18 protein-coding genes are annotated in these 22,867 nt (G+C 63.9%); 11 read left to right on the forward strand and 7 right to left on the reverse strand.

The features are described from left to right. The first annotated feature begins 6 nt into the window (after positions 1 to 6). The 9 genes from J9885_RS10155 to tldD all read left to right on the forward strand — a co-directional run bounded on the left by J9885_RS10155 (position 7) and on the right by tldD (position 15,400). Positions 7 to 4,041, forward strand: coding sequence for a DUF6701 domain-containing protein (locus tag J9885_RS10155; RefSeq protein WP_210549272.1), 4,035 nt, complete (start codon positions 7 to 9; stop codon positions 4,039 to 4,041). Positions 4,042 to 4,257: 216 nt separating this feature from the next. Next, on the forward strand, positions 4,258 to 5,298 hold the full coding sequence (locus J9885_RS10160; RefSeq protein ID WP_005308111.1) for a rod shape-determining protein: 1,041 nt from the start codon (positions 4,258 to 4,260) through the stop codon (positions 5,296 to 5,298). 41 nt (positions 5,299 to 5,339) lie between these two features. Continuing rightward, positions 5,340 to 6,245, forward strand: coding sequence for a rod shape-determining protein MreC (gene mreC / locus J9885_RS10165; protein ID WP_134696229.1), 906 nt, complete (start codon positions 5,340 to 5,342; stop codon positions 6,243 to 6,245). Further along, positions 6,245 to 6,730 carry a rod shape-determining protein MreD gene (mreD, locus tag J9885_RS10170; protein WP_010672635.1) on the forward strand — a complete coding sequence of 162 codons (486 nt, stop codon included), beginning with the start codon at positions 6,245 to 6,247 and terminating at the stop codon, positions 6,728 to 6,730. The genes mreC and mreD overlap by 1 nt, the downstream gene beginning before the upstream one ends. Before the next feature lie 51 nt (positions 6,731 to 6,781). Further along, complete coding sequence (locus tag J9885_RS10175; RefSeq protein WP_043756905.1) at positions 6,782 to 7,369, forward strand: Maf family protein; 588 nt, start codon at positions 6,782 to 6,784, stop codon at positions 7,367 to 7,369. A gap of 93 nt (positions 7,370 to 7,462) precedes the next feature. Beyond that, positions 7,463 to 8,932 (forward strand): ribonuclease G, encoded by a 1,470-nt coding sequence (gene rng / locus J9885_RS10180; protein ID WP_043756908.1) that lies wholly within the window; start codon positions 7,463 to 7,465, stop codon positions 8,930 to 8,932. Continuing rightward, a complete protein-coding gene (locus tag J9885_RS10185) occupies positions 8,933 to 12,832 on the forward strand; it encodes a YhdP family protein (protein ID WP_210549274.1) in 3,900 nt (1,299 codons plus the stop codon). It begins immediately after the preceding gene. A 99-nt stretch (positions 12,833 to 12,931) separates the two neighbouring features. Next, on the forward strand, positions 12,932 to 13,738 hold the full coding sequence (locus J9885_RS10190; protein WP_134696227.1) for a carbon-nitrogen hydrolase family protein: 807 nt from the start codon (positions 12,932 to 12,934) through the stop codon (positions 13,736 to 13,738). A 213-nt stretch (positions 13,739 to 13,951) separates the two neighbouring features. Continuing rightward, complete coding sequence (gene tldD / locus J9885_RS10195; RefSeq protein ID WP_043756913.1) at positions 13,952 to 15,400, forward strand: metalloprotease TldD; 1,449 nt, start codon at positions 13,952 to 13,954, stop codon at positions 15,398 to 15,400. 130 nt (positions 15,401 to 15,530) lie between these two features. Here tldD and J9885_RS10200 read toward each other — a convergent pair whose 3' ends face one another. From J9885_RS10200 to J9885_RS10210, 3 genes are all read right to left on the reverse strand, one after another. Next, positions 15,531 to 15,734 (reverse strand): hypothetical protein, encoded by a 204-nt coding sequence (locus J9885_RS10200; protein WP_210549277.1) that lies wholly within the window; start codon positions 15,732 to 15,734, stop codon positions 15,531 to 15,533. 105 nt (positions 15,735 to 15,839) lie between these two features. Beyond that, positions 15,840 to 16,556: a MarC family NAAT transporter gene (locus J9885_RS10205; RefSeq protein ID WP_210549279.1), complete on the reverse strand. Its 717-nt coding sequence runs from the start codon at positions 16,554 to 16,556 to the stop codon at positions 15,840 to 15,842. A gap of 166 nt (positions 16,557 to 16,722) precedes the next feature. Continuing rightward, positions 16,723 to 18,039 carry an MFS transporter gene (locus J9885_RS10210; RefSeq protein ID WP_210549282.1) on the reverse strand — a complete coding sequence of 439 codons (1,317 nt, stop codon included), beginning with the start codon at positions 18,037 to 18,039 and terminating at the stop codon, positions 16,723 to 16,725. 158 nt (positions 18,040 to 18,197) lie between these two features. Here J9885_RS10210 and J9885_RS10215 point away from each other — a divergent pair, with 158 nt between their 5' ends. Beyond that, positions 18,198 to 18,875 carry an adenine nucleotide alpha hydrolase gene (locus J9885_RS10215; protein WP_210549283.1) on the forward strand — a complete coding sequence of 226 codons (678 nt, stop codon included), beginning with the start codon at positions 18,198 to 18,200 and terminating at the stop codon, positions 18,873 to 18,875. A 72-nt stretch (positions 18,876 to 18,947) separates the two neighbouring features. Here J9885_RS10215 and J9885_RS10220 read toward each other — a convergent pair whose 3' ends face one another. Both J9885_RS10220 and J9885_RS10225 read right to left on the reverse strand, forming a co-directional pair. After that, positions 18,948 to 19,802 (reverse strand): neutral zinc metallopeptidase, encoded by an 855-nt coding sequence (locus J9885_RS10220; RefSeq protein ID WP_210549284.1) that lies wholly within the window; start codon positions 19,800 to 19,802, stop codon positions 18,948 to 18,950. 73 nt (positions 19,803 to 19,875) lie between these two features. Further along, positions 19,876 to 20,139: a hypothetical protein gene (locus J9885_RS10225; RefSeq protein WP_043756922.1), complete on the reverse strand. Its 264-nt coding sequence runs from the start codon at positions 20,137 to 20,139 to the stop codon at positions 19,876 to 19,878. A gap of 162 nt (positions 20,140 to 20,301) precedes the next feature. Between J9885_RS10225 and J9885_RS10230 the strand changes: the two genes are divergently transcribed. Then, on the forward strand, positions 20,302 to 20,823 hold the full coding sequence (locus tag J9885_RS10230; protein ID WP_210549286.1) for a GNAT family N-acetyltransferase: 522 nt from the start codon (positions 20,302 to 20,304) through the stop codon (positions 20,821 to 20,823). Between the two features lie 77 nt (positions 20,824 to 20,900). Here J9885_RS10230 and J9885_RS10235 read toward each other — a convergent pair whose 3' ends face one another. Both J9885_RS10235 and J9885_RS10240 read right to left on the reverse strand, forming a co-directional pair. After that, on the reverse strand, positions 20,901 to 21,074 hold the full coding sequence (locus J9885_RS10235) for a hypothetical protein (protein ID WP_167332213.1): 174 nt from the start codon (positions 21,072 to 21,074) through the stop codon (positions 20,901 to 20,903). A 475-nt stretch (positions 21,075 to 21,549) separates the two neighbouring features. Continuing rightward, positions 21,550 to 22,827: a sodium:proton antiporter gene (locus J9885_RS10240; RefSeq protein WP_210549289.1), complete on the reverse strand. Its 1,278-nt coding sequence runs from the start codon at positions 22,825 to 22,827 to the stop codon at positions 21,550 to 21,552. Positions 22,828 to 22,867 lie beyond the last annotated feature (40 nt).

Raw genomic sequence — 22,867 nt, forward strand, 5'->3', positions numbered from 1 at the left:
ATACCCATGAAGTTCAGCCCGTCTCTCTGGGTTTCTATCTTGTTTACCATGCTGTCGAGCCCGCTCCCGGTGCTGGCGGCCGATCAGTGCACCGCTGCCTTGCTCTTGCCGGTGCAGAGTCACGCCGCGCCCGGTGTGCTGAGCATGAACAACGAGAGCAAGATCGTCAGTTCGACTGCGGGAACCAAGTATCCTTTCCTCAGCAAGAACATACAGCCAAACGCCAGCTGCAACAGCGGCGGTGTCTGGGTTAACGGGGTCTGGGTCTCCAACTGCAATGTCACCGGCGCTCTGGCCAGCCCCCTGCAAGATGTCGCCTTCATCACTGATCCCAATGTTTTTCCCGCCAACCCGGGTGGTTTCCCCACCTACACAGGTCAACACGACCTGGCCTGTGATGGGGCCATCTCCCCCGCAGCCGGTGACTACAGGAATGCCTCCTGGGGCGGAAACAGTTGCGTGGCGACGCTGAAATCGGGGCAAACCTATCGCTTCGACACCCTCTCGATTGCTGAAGGAGCCATGCTCAACCTCAATGGCGCGACCCTCTATGTCAGGAAGCTGACGATCAGGAATGACTACAACAGCGGCATATCTGGGTCGGGAAGCCTCCATACGAACGAGATGATCGTCACGGGGGGCGGCAAGCTGTCTGGCGCCAGGGTCACCGTTTACCGCAGCCTGGAGATCTCTGGTAATGGCAACACCGGGACGGCCATCTTCCAGCCGCGCTATATCGATAACGTCACCATGGATGTGTCGGCGGGGGGCCAGAGCGTGCTCATGGCTGCAGGGAACTGGCTCATCCGGAATCTGGAGATGAAAAGCAACAGTGCCCTGGCCTTTCAGGGCCAGAGTACCCTCGACGTCTACGGACTCAAGATGGCGGATCAGGGCCGTATTAGTGTTGCGGGCAGTCGCAACGATCTGACCGTCCAGCTTCATCAGACGCTGGAAATGAGCAGCAATGCGGCTATCGGCGGCTATCTGCAGGCCCGTTACGTCAAAACGTTCAGGCACCAGAGCTCCTCCAACATCAATTTCTATTTCCGTGGTGGCAACCACTGGATAGACAAGATGGAACTTGGACAAAACGACAAGTTGTTCTTCGACAGTGGCAGTGCCACCCAACTCTACCTCAGGAGCGATCTCACCCTGAGCGATCAGATGGAAGTCAATGCCACCGGCAAGGCCAACAGCCTGATGATCTACCACTTCGGCAAGGTCACCATGAGTGCCAATGCCAAACTCAACGCCATTCTCTATGTGAAAGCGGGGGATCTGGTCATGGGCGATGATACCCTGCTGACCGGCACCGTATCGGCGGTCAATGTCACCATGGCGGGCAACAGCAAGATCATCCATGAGCCCTTCGCTGGAGAGTGGCCCGGTATATGCCCCTTCTCCACTTGCAAGGATATTTTTACCGATCCTCCGACGGAGGGGACCACATTGACGCCACCCCCCGGCGTGCTGGTGCCCCCCCTTGGGGATCTGGTGTGCAACAAGCAGGGTACCGGCACCAGCTGTACCGGCCACAGCGGCAACAGCTTCGGGCCCGGCGACTACGATTTCGACAACGGCAGCATCAGCAACAAGGCCGAGATCATCGCCACCGGCGTGACGGCGAGACTCTATTTCAACAACCTCGATCTGAACAACGCCATACTCAACCTCCACAATCCAGCCGAAAACCTCTTCATCTACGTGAAGGGGAATCTCTCCATCGCCGGTCAGAACCAGATAAATGCCGTCGTCTATGTGGCGGGCAATGTGCGCATGGCCGGTAATGCCTCACTCGAAGGGGCGCTGGCGACAGGGGGCACCCTCGATATCAGCGGGAATGGCGACTACTACTTCGATCAGGATGCCGTGGACAAGGTGGATCTCGGTAGCAACACCTGTGGTGGCGGCTCGGGAGGTACCCAGATCGATCACTTCGAGCTCAGCCACTCTGGCCAGGGGCTCACCTGCAACCCAGAGACTGTGGTCATCAAGGCCTGTGCCGATACGAGCTGTTCCCGCCTCGTCACCGAGCAGGTCAGCGCGGCCCTGAGCCTCTCTCCCGGCACCGCCAGCAATGGCTGGGTGGGAGGCAACCAGCTGACCTTCAGCGGGGGCTCTACCACGGCCCAGCTGCGCAACAACACGGCGGGTGCCGTGACCATGGGTGTCTCGGGGTCGACGCCAGCGTTCCTTTACCAGACCCTGTGCCGGGCGGGTAGCGGGGGGCCGAGTGCCGCTGCCTGTACCCTCAACTTTGCCGACAGCGGCTTCGTGTTCGATGTGCTGGATACCTATGCCAACAGGCCGCAGGATGTGGTGATCAGCGCCGTCAAGAAAGACGATGCGACCAAGCAGTGCGTGCCCGGCTTCGCCGGCGTGAGCAAGCCGGTCAACTTCTGGGGTGCTTATATCACTCCCGATGCCAATGCATTTGGCAGCAAGGTCGCGATAGATGGCAACCCTGTCTCGACGTATGCGGCCAATGTGGCGTCGCCAACGGGCACTGTCATCAACGTGAACTTCGATAGCCAGGGCAAGGCGACCCTGAAGAATGTTCGCTATCCAGACGCGGGCCAGATGCGGCTCAATGCCCGCCACGATGGCAGCGGAGATACGGCGGGGCTGGTGATGACAGGGTCGGACACCTTCATCAGCCGTCCGGTGGGGCTCTGCATCACGCCAACCCAGGGAGCCTGCGCGGCAGGCAACAGTAGCTGCCCGCTGTTCAAGCGAACGGGAGAGGCATTCCCGCTGACCGTTGCTGCCATGGCCTGGCAGGCCGACATTGATACCGACTTCTGTAGCGGCAACCTGCCCACTCCCAACTTTACGCTGGCCAATATCGCCCTGGGCAGCCAGCTGGTGGCTCCTTCACCCGGTGTGGAGGCAGTGGTCGGCAATGTCAGCTATGACCACTCCAACCAGCAGGGCAGCAGCAACCTCAACCCCCTCACCCAGACGGTCAATGAGGTCGGTGTGTTCAGGATGACGGCGACCCCGCCGGCCTCGGGTTACTTCGGGTACACCATCCCCCCTGCCAGCAGCGTGCCGGTGGGACGCTTCGCGCCCTGGGACTTCAATCTGGTGAGCGGCGCCGTCACTCCGGCCTGCGGCGACTTCAGCTATATGAGCCAGCCATTTGACGTGCAGGCAACGGTGCAGGCGCGCAACAAGGAAGGGAGCGTCACGAAGAACTACCATGATGCTTTTGCCAGGGGGGCCCTCACCCTGGTGGCCGCCAACAACCAGGATGGGGTGGACAGATCCAACCGGCTGGATCCCCTGGTGACCAGCTGGTCCGCCGGCGTGGCGGACTTCACCGGCCAGAGCCGCTTTATGCGGTTGCGCGAGCTGACCCCGAGCCTGAGTGCGCCGGAAGAGCCGTTGCGGCGGCTGCAGTTCGGCCTTCGGGTCGCGGATGGCGAGACGCCCGAGACCAGCTTCTTCGCCGACCGGGACATGAATCCCGCCGTGACCGGCACCTGCCAGAGCGGGGTGAATTGCACCGCGAAGCGGCTCGATGTCCCGCAGGGGACGGACAACACCATGATCGCCTACTACGGCCGCCTGCTGGCCAGCACCCGTCAGGGGGCCGCCAGTGCCCCCCTGGCACTGCCGCTGCAGGTGCAATATTTCGAGGCGGGCCTGTGGCGGGTGAATCAGGAGGATCTCTGTACCCGGATATCCCTCGCGAACGAAGGCATTCGCTTTACCGATGGCGAGCAACATTACGACGCCGCGACCGGGGAGCTGGGCCTCCAGGATGGCACCCGGATCCGCCTTGGCCTGGGGCAGGTTGCCCCCGGCGGTAGCGAGGTGCGCGTCGAGGGCGGGGAGACCCGGTTCCACTTCGCCGCGCCGAACCAGAGCGTGCGCATCCCCTACCAGATCCAGCTGGATAAGCTCCCATTGCAACCCATGGCACCCCTCTGGCTGGCGGACCCGGCCACGGCGGATCACCTGCTGGGGGAGGCCATCTTTGGCCGGGATCGGGGTAATGACAGAATTATTTATCGCCGGGAAGTGATGCCCTGACACCCGTGCCGCGGCGATGAGAGAGACGCATTGGTGTACACCTGCGTCTTATCTCCTTGTTTCGTAGAGTTTGTCGGCTTGTGCGGGTGAGTGATGACTCGCATTTTTGTCGCGCCTGATTGATTGGCGACAGTTTGAGCGCTTGCCCATTGGGGTGGGCATTGGTAAAGTTAGCCGGTTTTCTGCACCTCAAAATTCTTAGGATTTCCCGTAGCCATGTTCAAAAAGCTCAGAGGCGTCTTTTCCAACGATCTGTCGATCGACTTGGGAACTGCCAACACCCTGATCTATGTAAAAGATCAAGGGATCGTCCTTAACGAACCCTCAGTTGTCGCCATTCGCCAAGAGCGCGGGAACGCCAAATCGGTCGCTGCTGTCGGTCATGCCGCCAAGCAGATGCTGGGTCGTACCCCTGGTAACATCTCCGCCATTCGTCCGATGAAAGACGGCGTGATCGCCGATTTCTACGTGACCGAGAAGATGCTGCAGCACTTCATCAAGCAGGTTCACGACAACAACTATTTCCGCCCCAGCCCGCGTGTGCTGGTGTGCGTACCGTGCGGCTCCACCCAGGTGGAACGTCGCGCCATCAAGGAATCCGCCCTGGGTGCCGGTGCCCGCGAGGTCTACCTGATCGATGAGCCCATGGCTGCCGCCATCGGTGCCGGCCTGCCGGTTTCCGAAGCGACCGGCTCCATGGTGGTGGACATCGGTGGTGGTACCACCGAAGTGGCGATCATCTCCCTGAACGGCGTGGTCTACTCCCAGTCCGTCCGTATCGGTGGCGACAAGTTCGACGAAGCCATCATCAGCTACGTGCGCCGCAACTACGGCAGCCTGATCGGGGAAGCCACCGCCGAGCGCATCAAGCACGAGATCGGCTCCGCCTACCCGGGCGAAGAGGTGCGCGAGATCGAAGTCCGTGGTCGCAACCTGGCCGAAGGGGTGCCGCGCAGCTTCACCCTGAACTCCAACGAGATCCTGGAAGCCCTGCAAGAGCCGCTGTCCGGCATCGTTTCCGCCGTCATGGTGGCCCTGGAGCAGTCCCCGCCCGAGCTGGCGTCCGACATCTCCGAGCGCGGCATGGTGCTGACCGGTGGTGGTGCCCTGCTCAAGGACATCGACCGTCTGCTGATGGAAGAGACCGGCATCCCGGTCGTCGTGGCTGAAGATCCCCTCACCTGTGTCGCCCGAGGTGGTGGCAAGGCGCTGGAGCTGATCGATATGCACGGTGGCGATCTGTTCCACTACGAATAAGACCCAAAGCCGGCCGAGCGCCGGCTCTTTTTTGACGACTCATGAAACCCATCTTTGGTAGAGGCCCTTCGCTTCAGTTACGGTTGTTTCTCGCCGTCATCATCTCCGTCGCTGCCATCGTCGCGGATTCCCGCTTCGGTGTGTTCAGCCACGTCCGCGTTTACCTGAGCTCCCTGGTGAGCCCGCTGCAGTACATCGCCAACACCCCCGGTACCCTGCTCGACACCATGTCGACCCAGGTGCAGACCCGTGCCGATCTCATCGAGCAGACCAAGCAGCAGGAACAGCAACTGTTCACCCTGCGCTCGCGCCTGCTGAAGATGGATCAGCTGGAGCACGAGAACCAGCGCCTGCGGGAGCTGCTCGGTTCCCCCGTGCACAAGGAGTCCCGCAAGATGGTGGCCGAGCTGCTGTCGGTGGATTCCGATCCCTTCAGCCACCAGGTGCTGATCAACAAGGGGGCGCTGGACGGCGTCTACAACGGCCAGCCGGTGATCAACGATCAGGGGGTGGTCGGCCAGGTGCTGCACGTGGGATCCACCACCAGCCGCGTCCTGCTCATCACCGACTCCAGCCACGGCATCCCGGTGCGGGTGCTGCGCAACGACTTGCGCGCCATCGCCTCCGGCAGCGGCGAGCTCGACAAGCTGGAGCTGCGCAACCTGCCGCGCAACACCGACGTCCAGGTCGGCGACCTGCTGGTCACCTCGGGCCTGGGCGGCCGCTTCCCGGAAGGCTATCCGGTGGCCACCGTGACCCGTTCCGACTACGTGGAGGGCAAGCCCTTCGCACAGATCGAGGCCAAGCCCCTGGTGGCACTGGACAGACTGCGCTACCTGCTGCTGCTGTGGACCGACAAGAAACCGGACGTGCACGACAAGGATGAGGAGCCCGCGGCGAACGCCTCGGCGGCGACGGCTACCTCGGCGGCGGGGGCGACGCACTGATGCTGCAACCCGCCAGCGGCAGGATCTGGATCTGGTGCTCGATCCTGCTGGCCCTGTGCCTCTCCATCCTGCCGCTTCCCTTTCAATTCGAGCCCTTCCGGCCGGACTGGCTCGCCATGGTGCTCATCTACTGGGCGCTGGCGCTGCCGCACCGCACCAACGTCGGTACCGCCTGGGTGGCGGGCCTGCTGCTGGATGTGCTGCTCGGCAGCACCCTCGGGGTGCGGGCCATGGCCATGGCCATCACCACCTACCTGGCGGCCTTCCAGTTCCAGAAGATCCGCAACTTCTCCCTCTGGCAGCAGGCGCTGATCATCGGCCTGCTCTCCCTGGTGGGGAAGATCACCGTGTTCTGGGCCGAACACCTGTTCAGCCGGGCCAGCCTCAATTTCGCCTACTTTTGGTCGACGTTGACAACGATGTTAATATGGCCCTGGATTTTTATGGTCTTGCGCAAGGTGCGGCGTCGCTTCAATATCAAATGAATCTGAGCAAAAACAACGGATTGTGACCGCTCCTCGTCTCATTGAGTGAATATGAACAAGCACAACGAACTGCAACTGTATCTCGCCTCGGGCTCGCCCCGCCGGCACGAACTCCTGACCCAGCTGGGCTACCGCTTCGAGGTGCTCAGGCTGGATGTCCCTGAGCAGCGGGAAGCGGACGAGAAGCCACAGGACTACGTCTGCCGGCTGGCCCGGGACAAGGCGATGGCTGGCGTGGCCGCGGCCCCCACGGCGCTGCCCGTGCTGGGAGCCGATACCATAGTGGTGCTGGGGGACCGGGTGCTGGAGAAGCCCTCCGATCTGCTGGACGCCAAGGACATGCTGGAGGCCCTCTCCGGGCGGGTACATCAGGTGATGACGGCGGTGGCCCTGGCCACCCCGGAGCGCTGCGACGTGCGGCTGGTCACCACCAACGTGGCATTTCGCAAGCTGGACGAGGCGGAGATCGAGGCCTACTGGCGCACCGGTGAGCCCTGTGACAAGGCCGGCGCCTACGCCATCCAGGGCATTGCCGGCAAGTTCGTCAGCCGCATCGAGGGGAGCTACAGCGCCGTGGTCGGCCTGCCCCTGCTGGAGACGGACCTGCTGATCAAACAGCATCTGGAACAGCTCAAGTAACTTCCCGTCAGCTGGGCTCTGCTGCGTTTTCCTTGCGCGAGTTGTGCCGGATTGGCTTCATTGAATTCAACACTGGAACAGGCAAGGTAACTTATGTCGGTAGAACTGCTGGTGAACGTCACCCCCTCCGAAACCCGGGTCGCCCTGGTCGAGAACGGTCTGCTGCAGGAAGTGCACGTGGAGCGCCAGGCCAAGCGCGGCATCGTGGGCAACATCTACAAGGGCAAGATCAGCCGGGTGCTGCCCGGTATGCAGGCGGCCTTCGTGGATATCGGCATGGACAAGGCGGCCTTCCTGCACGCCTCCGACATAGTGCCCCACACCGAGTGCGTGGCGATCAAGGAGAAGGAGCAGTTCCAGGCCGGCAACATCGCCGAGCTGGTGCGCCAGGGTCAGGACATCATGGTGCAGGTGGTGAAAGATCCCCTCGGTACCAAGGGGGCTCGCCTCACCACCGACATCACCCTGCCTTCCCGCTATCTGGTGTTCATGCCGGGCAGCGCCCACGTGGGGGTCTCCCAGCGCATCGAATCCGAGGCGGAGCGTGAGCGTCTCAAGCGCACCGTGGCCGGCTACGTGGACGAGCTCGGCGGCTACATCATCCGCACCGCCGCCGAAGGGGTGGGGGAGCAGGAGCTGGAGCAGGACGCCGCCTTCCTGAAGCGCCTGTGGCGCAAGATCCTGGAGCGCAAGCAGAAGTACCCGCCGTGCAAGATCCTCTACGAGGATCCCAGCCTGGCATTTCGGGTGGTGCGCGACTTCGTCGGTGCCGAGCTCGACAAGATCCGGGTGGACTCGCGCCAGAGCTTCGACCAGCTCAAGCGCTTCACCGAGGAGTACGTGCCCGAGCTCGCCGGCAAGCTGGAGTATTACCTGGGGGAGTCTCCCATCTTCGATCTCTACGACGTGGAGAACGAGATCCAGCGCGCACTGGAGCGCAAGGTGGAGCTGAAATCCGGCGGCTACCTCATCATCGACCAGACCGAAGCCATGACCACGGTGGACATCAACACCGGCGCCTTCGTGGGCCACCGCAATCTGGAAGAGACCATCTTCAACACCAACATCGAGGCGACCGCCGCCATCGCCCGCCACCTGCGGCTGCGCAACCTCGGTGGCATCATCATCATCGACTTCATCGACATGCAGTCCGAGGATCACCGCCGCCGGGTCTTGCACAGCCTGGAGCTGGCGCTCGCGAAAGACAGGGCCAAGACTAACGTCAATGGCTTCTCCCAGCTCGGCCTGGTGGAGATGACCCGCAAGCGTACCCGCGAGAGCCTGGAGCACGTGCTGTGCGCCGAGTGCCCCGAGTGCAAGGGGCGCGGCCGGGTCAAGACGGTGGAGTCGGTCTGCTTCGAGATCCTGCGGGAGATCATCCGGGTCAACCGCGCCTACGACGCGGATCAGTTCACCGTCTATGCGGCCCCTTCCGTGGCCGACTACCTGCGGGGCGAGGAGTCTCACAGCCTTGCCGAGCTGGAAGTCTTCATCGGCAAGCAGGTCAGGGTGGTGTCCGAACCGCTCTGTGGGCAGGAACAATTCGATGTGGTGATGATGTAATTGATCTATCGCTGGCTGAGTCGGGGCTGGTTGGCCCTCGGAGTCCTCTTCGTACTGCTGGCCATTCTGGTCAGCGTGGTGCGACTGGGCGGCCCCATGCTCAACCAGCACCGCCAGGCCGTGATCGCGACCCTGCTCGGGGAGAGCCAGCTGGAGGTGAGCGTCGGGCACGTCGGGCTGGACTGGACCCAGCACGGCCCGGCCATCGAGCTGGAAGGGCTCGTCATCGCCCCCGATTCGGGCCGCTTCTCCCTGCGCCTTGGCAAGGTGTGGGCCCACCTCGACTTCTGGCGCTCCCTCCACGACTGGAAGCCGGTGTTCGGCCAGCTGCTCCTGAGCGACGGCGACATCGCGCTGGATCTGACCCAGCCGGCCACCCCGGCCAACGACAAGGGCGCGAACCAGCAGGAGGCCCTGCTGCGCTTCCTGCTGACCCAGCTCTCCACCTTCGACATTCACGACAGCCGCCTCAGCCTCACCACGGCGCTCGGCGAGGTGCGTGCCCTCAGCATCGCCCAGCTGCGCTGGCAGAATCGCGGCAAGCGTCATCAGGGGGTCGGCAAGGCCTACCTCATCAACGGGATTGGCGAGAGCACCCTGGATCTCATCATCGACGTGGATGCCCCCGAGGCGCGCCTCGACCGCCTCAGGGGTCAGCTCTACCTGGGGGCCAGCGAGCTCGACATCAGCCCCATGCTGGCCAGGATCCACGCCGGCGAGCCAGCGGTGAGCGGCCAGCTCGATTTCCAGCTCTGGAGCGACTTTGCGGACGGCAGGCTGGGAGACTCCCTGCTGGCGTTTGGCAACAACCATCTGATCTGGAAGGATGAAACCAAAGGCGAGCCCCATCGACTCGATCTGCGGGGTGGCAAGATCCAGCTGCGCCGCGACGGCGAGGAGTGGCAGCTCGCGAGCCACGACGTCACCTTCAAGCTCGACGGTGCCACCTGGCTGCGCAGCCGGCTGCAGCTCGAACGGATGGGCTCCCGCATCCAGGGTTATGTGCCTGCCATCGATCTCGACCAGGTCGCCAACCTGAGCCAGCTGGTGTCCGGCCTCTACCCCGAATTGACCGAGACCCTCAAGCGCACCCGGCCCAGGGGCCAGCTGCAGGAGCTGGTGCTGCAGGCCGACGGCGACTGGCAGGATCTGTCCCTGAGCGGGCAGCTGAAGGGGTTCGAGACCCAGGCCTGGCATGACGTGCCCGGCCTGCAGAAACTGGATGGCGACTTCTGGCTGACCCCGACGGGTGGCAGCGCCCGCCTCACTCTGGGCAAGGGGAAGGTCGACCCCGCCCGTCACTTCAAGGAGCCCATCCCGGTCGACAGCCTGAGCGCTCGGCTCGACTGGTGGCAGGTGCCGGAAGGCTGGGTGCTCTATGGCCAGGACATCGCCCTGGACAACCCCGATCTGCGCCTCGCCAGCCGCTTTCGCCTCGAGTTGTTCGAACACCCCTTCCTCGCCCTGACCGGCCGCATCGACGTCAAGAATGCGGCCCATGCGGATCGCTACTACCCCCTGGCGGTGATGGATGAGGGGCTGGTGAGCTACCTGAGCGGGGCCATCAAGGGGGGCAAAGCGAAGGGGGCAGACCTGCTCTGGTACGGGGAGTTCAAAGACTTCCCCTACACACACGGAGAGGGGGTCTTCCAGGTGGCGGTGCCCCTGGAGCAGGCCACCTATGAATTCTTCCCCGGCTGGCAGCCGCTGACTGACCTGCAGATCGATCTCCTGTTCCAGAATGCGGGGCTGGACATGCGCAGCAGCGCGACCCGGCTCGGCAAGGCGAGCTCCGACTCGGTGCACGCCTGGATCCCGGACCTCTCCCCCGGTGCCCACCTCTACGTGGATGCCAGGGTCCAGGGGGAGGGGCAGGCCATCAGCGACTATCTGCAGGATTCCCCCCTCGGCGACTCGGTGGGGAAGGCGCTGCGGGAGGTGGAGATCCACGGCCCCATGAAGGGCACGGTCAAGCTGGACATTCCCCTGGATGGAGAGGGCGAGGTCAAGGCCAGCGGGGACGCCAGCTTCCACGACAACAAGGTGAGGATCGCCTCACTGGATCTCCCCCTGGAGAAGGTGGAGGGGCGGCTCGAGTATGACAACGAGCAGACGCGCATCCACAACCTCAAGGCCAGCCTGTGGAACCAGCCGCTGACTCTGGATTACCAGGGCAAGCGGCTGCCCCATGCCTACCAGGCCGACCTCAAGTTCAAGGGCAGCTGGGACAGCAGTCGCCAACGTCAGGACATCCCCGCCCTGGCGATGCTCCAGGGGCGCAGCAACTGGGCGGGGACCCTGGGGCTGACCCTGCCGGAGAAGCAGGCCTTCAGCTTCCAGCTCGCCCTGAACTCCGACCTGCAGGGCATGGGGCTGGATCTGCCGGTGCCGCTGACCAAGGCCCCGGGGGATCGCCTCCCCCTCAGGGTGACGGCGCGGGGCAGGGACGGGAGCGCCGATATCCGGGCCGTGCTGGGGACGGACGTCGACATGCAGAGCCGCCTGGTCTATGGCGAAGGGGCGGCTTACCTGAGCCGGGTGCGGGTCAACGTCGGTCAACCCGGTGCGCGGGTGATCCAGGACAGGCCCATGCTGCTCACCATCAACCAGCAGCAGGCGGACGTGGCGGGCTGGCTGGCCCGGCTCGCACGCTGGCTGCCCGGCAAGGGCGAGGAGACGGGGACGGCGGTGGTCGGTCCCGCCTTCCTGCCCCAGGAGTGGTGGGTGGATGGCCAGCTGGCCCGGGCCGACATCGGCAGCGCCAACCTCAAGGCGGTGCACTTTACCGTGGGGCCGGTGAACCAGGCGACCGAGGTCGTGATCGACAGCCCGGACGTCATGGGGGTGGTTCGCCTGCCGGTGGCACCCCGTCAGCCCGTCGACGCCAGGTTCGCCCGCATCTACTGGTCCGGCAAGGGGGCCGATCTCAGCCCGGATCCCGATGAGCGACAGGACAAGGCCATCATGGATGCCATCCCCTGGCTCACCTTCAGCTGCGTGGACTGCCGCTTCGGCAAACTGCCCCTGGGCGAGCTGAAAGGGGAGCTGGTCCCCGGCGCCAACCGGCTCGATCTCAAGGGGCTGGAGATGCGCCTGGCCAGCAGCACCCTGACCGGCAGCGCCGAGTGGCTGGCGCGCAGCGGCCAGATGCAGACCCGTGCCCGGGTTCACCTCGCGACCCCGAACAGCGAGATGCTGCTCAAGCGCCTTGGCTTTACCTCGCCCATCGGCGATGCGCCGGGCAAGCTGGCGCTGGATCTGGCCTGGCGTGACACCCCCTACCGCCTGAACCTGCCGAGCCTGGCCGGCAGCGCCGACTATCAGCTGGAGGGGGGGACCCTGCGGGAGGTCAACGACAAGGGGGCGCGGCTGCTCTCCCTGCTCAGCCTCGACTCATTGCTGCGCAAGCTGCGCCTCGATTTTCGCGACGTGTTCGACAAGGGCTTCTACTTCGAGTCCATGTCCGCCTCGGCCAAGGTCAGGCAGGGGGTGGTGGAGAACAACGACTTCTACATGAAGGGGGCGGCGGGCAACCTGCGCGGGGAGGGGATCGCCGACCTGGTGCGCTGGCACCTCGACTACGAACTGAGCTTCTCGCCGAATCTGGGGGGCACCCTGCCGGTGGTGGCGGCCTTCTCCCTGACCCCGATCACCGGGCTCTATGTGCTGGCGCTCTCCAAACTGCTCGAACCCGTGGTGGATGTGGTGACCCGCATCGATTTTCGGGTCTCCGGCCCGCTGGATGATCCCAAACTGATCGAGGCGGGGCGCAACCGGGCTCGCATCAAGCTCAACCAGGAGCAGAAGGAGGCGGTCGATGCGGTGGCTCCCAGCCTGCCGGCGCATGAGGTGACCCCCTTCCTGCTCAGCCCCAAGCACGACGGGCCAGGTCAGCGTTGAAACGGGCAGACTTTCACCCCGCGGGGTAAAGGGCCATAGTGCACCATGAGGGCCCGGGGCAGTCAGCCTCCTGGCCGAGAACACGACAAGGAGCGAGTCATGTGGTTAGCCGCAATACAGCTGGTATCGGGCCGTCAGTGGCAGGATAACCGGGAAGAGATCGCCGCCCAGCTGGCTGCGTTGCCGGCCGGGCGGCCGCTGCTGGCCCTGCTGCCGGAGAACTTCGCCCTGTTTGGCGAGCGTCAGGGCTACCTGGACGGGGCCGAGGCGATCGGTGATGGCCCCATCCAGGCCCAGCTGGCCGAGTGGGCCCGCGAGCACGGCATCTGGCTGGTGGCCGGGGCCATGCCCACCACCATCCCCGGGTCCGATCATATCCACACCAGCTCCCTGGTGTTCGATCCGGCCGGGGAGCTCAGGGGCCACTATCACAAGATCCACCTGTTCGACGTGGACGTGGCGGACAACCATGGCCGTTACCGGGAATCGGAGACCTTCAGTCCGGGGGCGTCCCCCGTGGTGCTGGGCTCCCCCTTTGGTCCCCTCGGCCTCTCGATCTGTTATGATCTGCGCTTCCCCGAGCTTTATCGTCAGCTGGCCCGGGCCGGTGCCCGCGTGTTGCTGGTGCCCGCCGCCTTTACCGCAGTGACCGGCGAGGCGCACTGGGAGCCGCTGCTGCGGGCCCGTGCCATCGAGAACCAGTGCTATGTGGTGGCCGCCAATCAGGGGGGCACCCACGAGACGGGGCGCCAGACCTGGGGCCACAGCATGGTGATCGATCCCTGGGGCCGGGTGCTGGCCTGCCGGGATAGCGGGTGTGGCACAGTGCTGGCACAGATGGATGAGCAGCTGGTTGCCGAGCTGAAGCGCACCATGCCCGTGATGGAGCACGCCCGTTTGCTCTGATGGTGTGGTGAAGAACTGAAGCGCAGCCGTTTTCCGGTGCTGCAACACGCCAGGCCGTTGTGAATATACGCAGGTTCGATTCGCCCCATGGCGGCGCAATCGGATGTTCGCGAATCCTATAGTGTATTTGACGTCCGCTGACGGTTCGCGAATCGAACCCAGGGTCGGGATTTCACCGTTACGACATCTCACATCGAGATTGGAGAGAAAGATTTGAGTCTATTGAGCCAGGTTAGTGCCTCCCTGTTGGCCCCGAATGATCTCGACGAAGGGCGCCTGCAACAGCTGCTCGGCAGCCTGATGAGCCATCAGGTAGAGTTCGGCGACCTCTATTTCCAGCGCAGCTGGCACGAGTCCTGGATGCTGGAAGATGGCATCGTCAAGGACGGCAGCTACAACATCGATCAGGGGGTCGGGGTGCGCGCCGTCAGCGGCGAGAAGACCGGTTTCGCCTACTCGGACGAGCTGAGCCTGCTGGCGCTGCAGCAGTCGGTGACCGCCGCCCGCGGCATCGCGGCCGCCGGCGCCCAGGGCAAGGTGAAGGCCTGGGCCCGCACTGAGGCGAACCTGCTCTATCCGGCCATGGATCCCCTGCAGACCCTCGACAAGCAGCAGAAGATCGCCCTGCTCGAGCAGATGGACAAGTTCGCCCGCAGCCTGGATCCCGCCATCAATCAGGTGATGGCCTCCATCAGCGGCGTCTATGAAGAGATCCTGGTGGCCGCCACCGACGGCACACTCGCCGCCGATGTACGTCCCCTGGTGCGCCTCTCGGTGACCGTGATCGCCGAGAAGGGGGATCGCCGGGAGCGTGGCAGCGCCGGCGGTGGTGGTCGCTTCGGCTACGACTACTTCCTCGAACTGGACGGGCTGGAGAGCCGCGCCTTCGGCTATGTGCGCGAAGCCGTGCGCCAGGCGCTGGTCAACCTGGAAGCCATCGACGCCCCGGCCGGCACCATGCCGGTGGTGCTCGGGGCCGGCTGGCCCGGCGTGCTGCTGCACGAGGCGGTGGGCCATGGCCTGGAGGGGGACTTCAACCGCAAGGGCTCCTCCGCCTTTGCCGGTCGCATCGGCGAACAGGTGGCCTCAAAACACTGCACCATCGTCGATGACGGCACCCTGGTGGGCCGTCGCGGCTCCGTCTCCATCGACGACGAGGGGACGCCGGGGGGTTACAACGTGCTGATCGAGAACGGCATCCTCAAGGGTTATCTGCAGGACAAGCAGAACGCCCGCCTGATGGGCGTGCCGCTCACCGGCAACGGCCGGCGCGAATCCTACGCCGCCCTGCCGATGCCGCGCATGACCAACACCTATATGCTGGCCGGTGAGTCGGATCCCCAGGAGATCATCGCCTCGGTCAAGCGCGGCATCTATGCCCCCAACTTCGGCGGCGGCCAGGTGGACATCACCTCCGGCAAGTTCGTCTTCTCCGCCTCCGAGGCCTACCTCATCGAGGACGGCAGGATCACCGCCCCCATCAAGGGCGCCACGCTCATCGGCAACGGCCCCGAGGCGATGAGCCAGGTCTCCATGGTGGGCAACGATCTGGCGCTGGATCGCGGGGTCGGGGTCTGCGGCAAGGAGGGGCAGAGCGTGCCGGTCGGTGTCGGCCAGCCCACCCTCAAGCTGGATCAGCTCACCGTGGGCGGCACTTCGTAGGTTGGGTTAGCCGCGCAAAGGGGTAACCCGACGCATTCAGACCCCGGCCCTTGCCGGGGTTTTGCTATTCAGGGGTCACAGACAACAAAAAGCCCCGGTCAGTAGGCCGGGGCTTGCAGAATAATCGGTGTCAATTGACCGAGATGGCGCGGGCATCGATGTAGTAGCGGGTGTGGCCCTTGGCATCGCGCTTGATCAGTGCCACCAGGCGGTCGGCCTCCTTGTATTCCCACCCCTGCGTACCTTGGGCGGGGGTGGGGCCATCGACACCGACCACGTTCAGATACTCGTGAAACAGGCTGTAGCTTCCAATCTCGGTCAGCGTATCTTCCATGGTATCTCTCCTGAGGGTTGATGTTCCGGATCCATTCTAGGCCCACCCGGCTGAATGCCAGCTGTACAAAAAAACATCGCAATGCGTTCGAGGCAGGCTCACCTGTTAGGGGGCGGTACTCGGTGCCTGTGGCAAGGTCTCCTTGTCCGCTACAGGCACGGGGTGCTCGACCTGGACTGCGGCAGGACCGTGGAACACGGGATCCTGGGCCACCTCCTTGACGCCGTTGATGCAGAACTGCATGCCCATGCACACCAACAGGAAGCCCATGATGCGGGTCATGGCGTCAATCCCGGTGGCGCCGAGGATCTTGCACACCGGATCCGCCAGTTTCAGCACGCCCCAGCTGAGCAGGCTCATCAGGGCGAAGGCGGTGACCATGCCGGAGTAGATGACAAAACGATTGTAGTCTGCCGGCAACTCGGCGATCTGGGCGGCGCCGCTGATGACCAGGGCCATGGTGCCCGGCCCGCACATGCTGGGCATGGTGAGGGGCACGAAGGCGATGCTCTGGTTGATGTCATTCTCGGTGGCCTGGCTCGGCGCCGGGAACAACATGCGAAAACCGATGAAGGCGATGATGAGGCCACCGGCGAGGCGCAGCCCGGGGATGGAGATCCCGAACAGATCCAGAATGGAGGATCCGATGAAGAAGCTGACGCACAGGGTGGCAAACAGATAGAGGGCGGCCAGATTGATCTGGCGGCGAATGTGCTCGCGGGACATCCCCTTGCTCAGGCCCAGCAACAGGGTGGCCGTGGTGGGGGGGTTGACCATGGGCAGCAGGGCCAGCAAGGCGAGAAATACGACCTGGAAGAACATCTTGCACCTCGGGGGGGTTGGCAAAAACAGGGGGGCGGACGACGGATCCGACCCAGGGGGGTGGCAACTCTACAGGAGTCCGGCTGAATATAGCCGGAACGAGCGGGCCCCGACAGTCGGGGCCCCTGTTCATCTCATGTCATCAGGCGTCGCCGGCGCAGGCCGATCAGGCTGCCTGGGGCGTGACCTGGCGTTGGCCGCGCTGACGCAGCCAGAGCCAGCAGCCGAGAACGAAGCCGAGGCTGGCCAGGCTGACCACGTAGTGGGAAGGGGCCAGCACGTCGCTCTTCATCCACAGGGTCACCAGCATGGGCGTCAGGCCGCCGAAGATGGCGTAGGCCACGTTGTAGGAGAACGAGAGCCCTGAGAAGCGCACCACTGCCGGGAAGGCGTTGACCATGACGTAGGGCACGGCGCCGACGATCCCCACCGCAAATCCCGCCAGCATGTAGAGGGGAACAAGCTGCTCCGTTCCGGCCGCCAGACCGTGATAGAAGGCGTAGGCGGAGCCGGCCAGCAGCAGGGAGCCCAGGATGAAGGTCGGGCCGCTGCCTAGGCTGTCTATCAGGCGGCCGTAGACGATGCAGCCCAGGGTGAGCGCGACTATGGCCAGGGAGTTGGCGGTCAGGGCATCCGCAGGGCTGATGCCGTGTACCTTCTGCAGGTAGGTGGGGGTCATCAGGATCACCACGACGATGCCGGCGGAGAGCAACCAGGTCAGCAGCATGGAGACGACGACGCTGCCCTTGTGCTCGCGCAGCACCGTCTTGAGCGGCAGCTCCTCGGCCAGGGACTTGTTGGCCTGCATCTCGGCGAAGACCGGGGTCTCGTGCAGCCAGCGGCGCAGGTACATGGCGACGATGCCGAATACCCCGCCGAGAACGAAGGCCAGGCGCCAGCCCCACTCGCTCACATCGCTCGGACTCATGCTGCGGTTGATGGCGGTGGCGACCAGGGAGCCGAGCAGGATGCCGGCGGTCAGTCCCGCCGTGAGGGTGCCGCAGGCGACGCCAACCCGCTTGGCGGGTACGTGCTCGGCCACGAAGACCCAGGCACCCGGCACTTCGCCGCCGATGGCAGCCCCTTGCAGGATCCGCAGCAGCAGCAGCAGCAGAGGCGCGGCGATGCCGAGGGCGGCATAGGTGGGCAGCAGGCCGATCAGCAGGGTTGGCAGCGCCATCATGATGATGCTCAGGGTGAACATGCGCTTGCGGCCAATGAGATCGCCGAAGTGGGCCATGATGATGCCCCCCAGGGGGCGGGCCAGATAGCCGGCGGCGAAGATGCCGAAGGTCTGGAACTGGCGCAGCCACTCGGGAATGTCGGCCGGGAAGAAGAGTTCGCCGATGACAACGGCGAAGAAGACGAAGATGATGAAGTCGTAGAATTCGAGGGCGCCGCCGAGGGCAGCCAGGCTCAGGGTCTTGTAGTCCTGTCGATTGAGGGGACGACCGTGGTCGTGAGGTGTGCTGACTGTACTCATATCCTTATGTTTCCCATCGTTTTTTTAGTTATTCTCCCCCATGTTCTGCGGGGATACGCTCAACTACGAGGGTATGCTTTTGTATCCCGCAATGTAAATCGCACAATTTGCAACACTGTCTTTCAGCTTCTTGCCGGGGCGGGACAGTCGGAGAAATCATGACCAAGACCAAGGTGCTGCTCTCCTGGAGCAGCGGCAAAGACAGCGCCTGGGCCCTGCATCGCCTGCGCCAGGATCCGGCTATCGAAGTAGTCGGGCTCTTCACCACCCTCAACGAGGCCTACGAGCGGGTTGCCATGCACGGGGTGCGCAAACGCCTGCTGGAGATGCAGGCCGAGTGTGTGGGGCTGTCCCTGCACTGCATCGATCTGCCCTGGCCCTGCAGCAACGAGGAGTACGGCCGCATCATGACGGGTTTCATTGCCGGGGTGCAGGCCAGGAACATCCACCACATGGCGTTCGGCGATCTCTTCCTCGAGGAGGTGCGGGCTTACCGGGAGAAGCAGCTGGCGGGTACCGGGATCACGCCGCTGTTCCCGCTCTGGGGCTGCGACACCACGGATCTGGCCCGGGAGATGATGGCCGCCGGGCTCAAGGCGAGGATCTGCACCCTGGATCCGGGGAAGCTGGACGTCGCCCTGGGGGGGCATGAATTCGATCCGGCGCTCCTCGCGGCCTTGCCCGCCGGGGTGGATCCTTGCGGCGAGAACGGCGAGTTTCACACCCTGGTGTACGACGGCCCCATGTTCCTCCGTCCCCTTGCGGTCAGAGTGGGGGAGACGGTGCTGCGGGACGGCTTTGTCTTCACCGACCTGCTGGCGGGCGGCCCCGTCTGAGAGGCAGCCCCGGCCGGCGGTAAACAGAAGGGGCCGGCTCCCGAAAGAACCGGCCCCTCATGCTGACTGTGTTCAGCGGGCGGCGAAGGTGTCGCAGCTGGCGGGGCTGCCGCTGTCAAAGCCCTTCTTGAACCAGGCGAGGCGCTGGGCCGAGGTGCCGTGGGTGAAGCTGTCGGGCACGACCCGGCCCTGGCCCTGCTGTTGCAGCCGATCGTCACCTATGGCCTGGGCGGCGTTGAGGGCCTCCTCCAGATCGCCGCGCTCCAGCACCTGCTCCTGTTCCATGTAGTGACCCCAGACGCCGGCAAGACAGTCGGCCTGCAGCTCCAGCCTGACCGACAGCCGGTTCTGGGCAACCTGGCTCAGCCCCTGCTGTTGCTGGCGCACCTTGGTGGAGATGCCGAGCAGGTGCTGCACATGGTGGCCCACCTCGTGAGCGATCACGTAACCCTGGGCGAAGTCGCCGTCGGCACCCAGCTTGTCACGCATGTCCTGATAGAAGGAGAGATCGATGTAGATGGTGCTATCCGCCGGGCAGTAGAAGGGCCCCATCACCGACTGGCCCTGGCCGCAGCCGGTGCGGGTCGCCCCGCGATAGAGCACGAGTCTGGGGGGCTGGTAGCGCTTGCCGCTCTGCTGGAACTGCTTGTCCCAGGTATCCTCGGTGGAGGCGAGCATCACCGAGGTAAAGCGGGCGAGAGGATCGCTTGATGCCTGTGACGGGTTCTGGCGCGGGGTCTGGCTCTGCGGGGCCGGATCGTCGAGCAGGGGGCTGAGGTCCACGCCGTAATAGCCCGCCACCATGACTACCAGCAGCAGGATGAGTCGCCCCTTGCCGCCGATGGGCAGGCCGCCACCCCCGCTGCCACCGCCCTCCTGGCGCCTGTCCTCCACATTGTTGCTCTCACGGCGATCTTGCCAGCGCATGTCCCCATACTCCCGTCATTGGTGGTGGGAGTAATGATAATGGCTGGTCACCCGCCTTGCCTAACGAGGGGCCTTACTCGGCCCAGGGCATCTCGGGCAGGCTGTCGAGAAACTCGCCGTAGCGGGTCAGGTTGAACGGGCCCTGTTCGGCTTCCATGGCCATGAGTTCGGCGCCCAGGGCGCAGGCAATGTATTGCAGCGCCTCTTCCCGCGGGGTGCCCTTCATCACCAGGCGCATCAGGGTGGCCTTCACCTGCAGGGGGTGGCCGTCGGCGAGCTGGTTTTCCACCATCTCCAGCAGTGTCTCTTCGTCAAAAAATTCGGGGGTCCCGGTCATGGTGGCTCTCCTGCCTGTTGCATGGGGTTGTCATGGGGTGGGCAGTATAGCGGTAAGCGTGGCGCGGCTCATGCCATCCTGGCAGAAATGTCGGCAGGCCCTTGCCAAGGAGCGGCGGCGGGCGCAGTCTTGGGGCCTGTTTTTTTGAATGGAGCCCTTGCCATGATCCTCTCCGAGCGCCTGATGCTGCGCGAACTGACCCCTGCCGACGCCCCCTTCATTCTCGAGCTGCTCAACGACGGCGACTTCCACCGCTACATCGGCGATCGCGGTCTGCGCACGCAGGGGGATGCGGAAGAGTACATTCAGCAGGGACCTATGGTGAGCTATGCCCGTCACGGCCACGGCCTCTACCTGGTGACGCGGCGGGAAGACGGTGCCAGCCTCGGTATCTGCGGCCTGATCCGGCGCGATACTCTGCCCTGTGAAGACATCGGCTACGCCTTCCTGCCGGCCTGGCGCGGGCAGGGCTACGCCATTGAGGCGGCGCGGGCTGCGCTGCAGGATGGTCGTGAGAGGCTGGGGGTAAACCGGGTCGTTGCCATCGTCACTCCGGGCAATGAACGCTCGGTCAGGCTACTGGCCAAACTGGGGCTGAGTCAGTGCAATCGGGTCAGACTGGGTGACAGCGAAGAGGAGTGCCTGCTGCTGGAGGTGCCTGAACCGGCTGCCTGCCAGGTCTAGGACTGTCCGGGACCGGGAGTACAAGGGGCCGCCGTGAGATGCGGCCTGCCTGCATCGGACGCTGCCGTGGGGCAGGGTCAGTTGAGCTCTTCGATGGAGAACTCGCCCGGGATGCCATCGCAGGAGATGGCGAAGCCACCGCTGAAGCGGGTGCTGAACTGGATCAGAAACGCATCGTCGTCGTGCTCTTGCACGGGCAGGTTGATGGGTTTGCTGCGACGCAGGGGTTTGCGGGTTTGTACGCTTTTCATCATGGTATTTCTCTATATAAATTAAGTAATTGCTCCTTGTGTTGGCAAATGTCAGGTCAATGGGCGCGGTCAGATCTCTGGCTGACGGGCGCGCAGGAATACCCAGCCCGGTTCAGGGGCGTCTGCACTTTCAAGGAATGCGCCAAGGACCATGCGGATGCATGATGCTACTTGGGAGTGGGCAGATCGGGTCTGCACCGTGAGAGCCGGGCAACGCAGGCAGACAGCCTGAACGGTTCTCAAGGCGAGTAAATCAGAAGAAGGTTATGCGGGTACTGGCAGGATTCATCGTGAGGTGAAGCATTGCGAACATAATCAGGGCTGATTAACTAGCCGGGGCGCATTCTCTCCTCGAAATGCATAAAAAGCAAACACTAATTGTGTCGTGACGGGGCGGGGGCTCTCCCTGCCCGGTCAGGGCGAACGAAAAGGGCTCCCGAGGGAGCCCTTTTTCAGGTGGCCAGTAGGGAGTGGCTCAGGCGTCGCCACAGGCCTTCTTGGCGGCGGTGATCATGGGGGTGATGGTCATGCCCTGGACCACGATGGAGAACATCACCACCGAGTAGGTCATCACCAGGATCACCTGGCGCAGATCGACGCCGTGCTCCGGCAGCATCATGACGCCGGAGGGCAGCGCCAGTGCCATGGCCATGGCCAGACCGCCGCGCAGTCCGCCCCAGGTGAGGATGCGCACCGAGAAGGTGTTGTAGCTGCGGAACTTGCGGAAGGCCACATAGGGCAGGGAGACGCTGATGAAGCGGGAGGCCAGGCAGAGCGGCACCGCGATGACCAGCAGGATCCAGTCTTGCCAGGCGAGATCCAGCAGCACCAGCGCCAGACCGATCAGCAGGAACAGCAGGGCGTTGAGGAACTGATCCATCAACTCCCAGAAGTGATCCAGGTGATGGCTGCTCTGCTCGGAGAAGCCGGAGTGGCGGGTCCAGTTGCCGATCATGATGCCGGTGACCACCATGGCCAGGGCGCCGGAGACGCCGATCATGTTGGCGAAGGCGAAGCCGGCGGTTGGGATGCAGAGGGTCAGCAGCAGCTCCAGGGAGCCATCATCGGTGGCGCTGATCATCACGTGGGCGATGAGGCCCAGCACGGCACCGAACAGGATGCCGCCGAGGGCCTCATGCAGGAACAGGCCGGCCACGCTGGTGAAGGTGGGCTCGACACCGCCAAAGGCCACGGCAAACACGGTGGCGAAGATCACCAGGCCGACGCCGTCGTTGAACAGGGACTCCCCCTCGATCTGGATGGCAATCTGGGGTGGCGCCTTCATCTTCTTGACGATGGCCAGCACGGCGATGGGGTCGGTGGGGGAGATCAGGGCACCGAACAGCATGCAGTAGACCAGCGGCACATCCCAGCCCAGCAGCCTGGCGATGAACCAGAAGCCGTAACCGATGAGGAAGGTGGAGAGCAGGGTCGCGGCGATGGAGAGAATGGTGATCTCCCACTTCTGGCTGCGCAATGCCTTGAGGTTGATGCCAAGTCCGCCGGCGAACAGCAGGAAGCCCAGGATCCCCTTGAGCAGGAAGTTCTGGAAGTCGATGCTCTCCATGGTCTTGACGGCCAGGGGTTCCAGATTGAACCAACCCAGTTTGCCGAACAGCACCATCAGCGCGGAGATCAGCATGGAGCCGGCGGTGATGGCGATGGTGGTCTGGATCTTCACAACATACTGGTTGGCAAAGGCGATAAAGATCGCCAACGCTGCCAGGAAGCAGAGTGTGTAGTAGACGCTCATAGTTGTTTTTCTCTTTTTTAGTAAACAGCAAGCACGTATC

The organism is Aeromonas sp. SrichE-2G, from assembly GCF_017939565.1.
GTDB classification, from domain to species: domain Bacteria; phylum Pseudomonadota; class Gammaproteobacteria; order Enterobacterales; family Aeromonadaceae; genus Aeromonas; species Aeromonas taiwanensis.

Coding starts and splice junctions, on each gene's coding strand:
- mreD (WP_010672635.1), top strand. CDS start 6,245: ATGCTGCAACCCGCCAGCGGCAGGATCTGGATCTGGTGCTCGATCCTG.
- rng (WP_043756908.1), top strand. CDS start 7,463: ATGTCGGTAGAACTGCTGGTGAACGTCACCCCCTCCGAAACCCGGGTC.
- J9885_RS10230 (WP_210549286.1), top strand. CDS start 20,302: ATGATCCTCTCCGAGCGCCTGATGCTGCGCGAACTGACCCCTGCCGAC.
- J9885_RS10200 (WP_210549277.1), bottom strand. CDS start 15,734: ATGGAAGATACGCTGACCGAGATTGGAAGCTACAGCCTGTTTCACGAG.
- J9885_RS10235 (WP_167332213.1), bottom strand. CDS start 21,074: ATGAAAAGCGTACAAACCCGCAAACCCCTGCGTCGCAGCAAACCCATC.
- J9885_RS10175 (WP_043756905.1), top strand. CDS start 6,782: ATGAACAAGCACAACGAACTGCAACTGTATCTCGCCTCGGGCTCGCCC.
- J9885_RS10160 (WP_005308111.1), top strand. CDS start 4,258: ATGTTCAAAAAGCTCAGAGGCGTCTTTTCCAACGATCTGTCGATCGAC.
- mreC (WP_134696229.1), top strand. CDS start 5,340: ATGAAACCCATCTTTGGTAGAGGCCCTTCGCTTCAGTTACGGTTGTTT.
- J9885_RS10190 (WP_134696227.1), top strand. CDS start 12,932: ATGTGGTTAGCCGCAATACAGCTGGTATCGGGCCGTCAGTGGCAGGAT.
- J9885_RS10205 (WP_210549279.1), bottom strand. CDS start 16,556: ATGTTCTTCCAGGTCGTATTTCTCGCCTTGCTGGCCCTGCTGCCCATG.
- J9885_RS10215 (WP_210549283.1), top strand. CDS start 18,198: ATGACCAAGACCAAGGTGCTGCTCTCCTGGAGCAGCGGCAAAGACAGC.
- J9885_RS10220 (WP_210549284.1), bottom strand. CDS start 19,802: ATGCGCTGGCAAGATCGCCGTGAGAGCAACAATGTGGAGGACAGGCGC.
- J9885_RS10240 (WP_210549289.1), bottom strand. CDS start 22,827: ATGAGCGTCTACTACACACTCTGCTTCCTGGCAGCGTTGGCGATCTTT.
- J9885_RS10210 (WP_210549282.1), bottom strand. CDS start 18,039: ATGAGTACAGTCAGCACACCTCACGACCACGGTCGTCCCCTCAATCGA.
- J9885_RS10155 (WP_210549272.1), top strand. CDS start 7: ATGAAGTTCAGCCCGTCTCTCTGGGTTTCTATCTTGTTTACCATGCTG.
- J9885_RS10225 (WP_043756922.1), bottom strand. CDS start 20,139: ATGACCGGGACCCCCGAATTTTTTGACGAAGAGACACTGCTGGAGATG.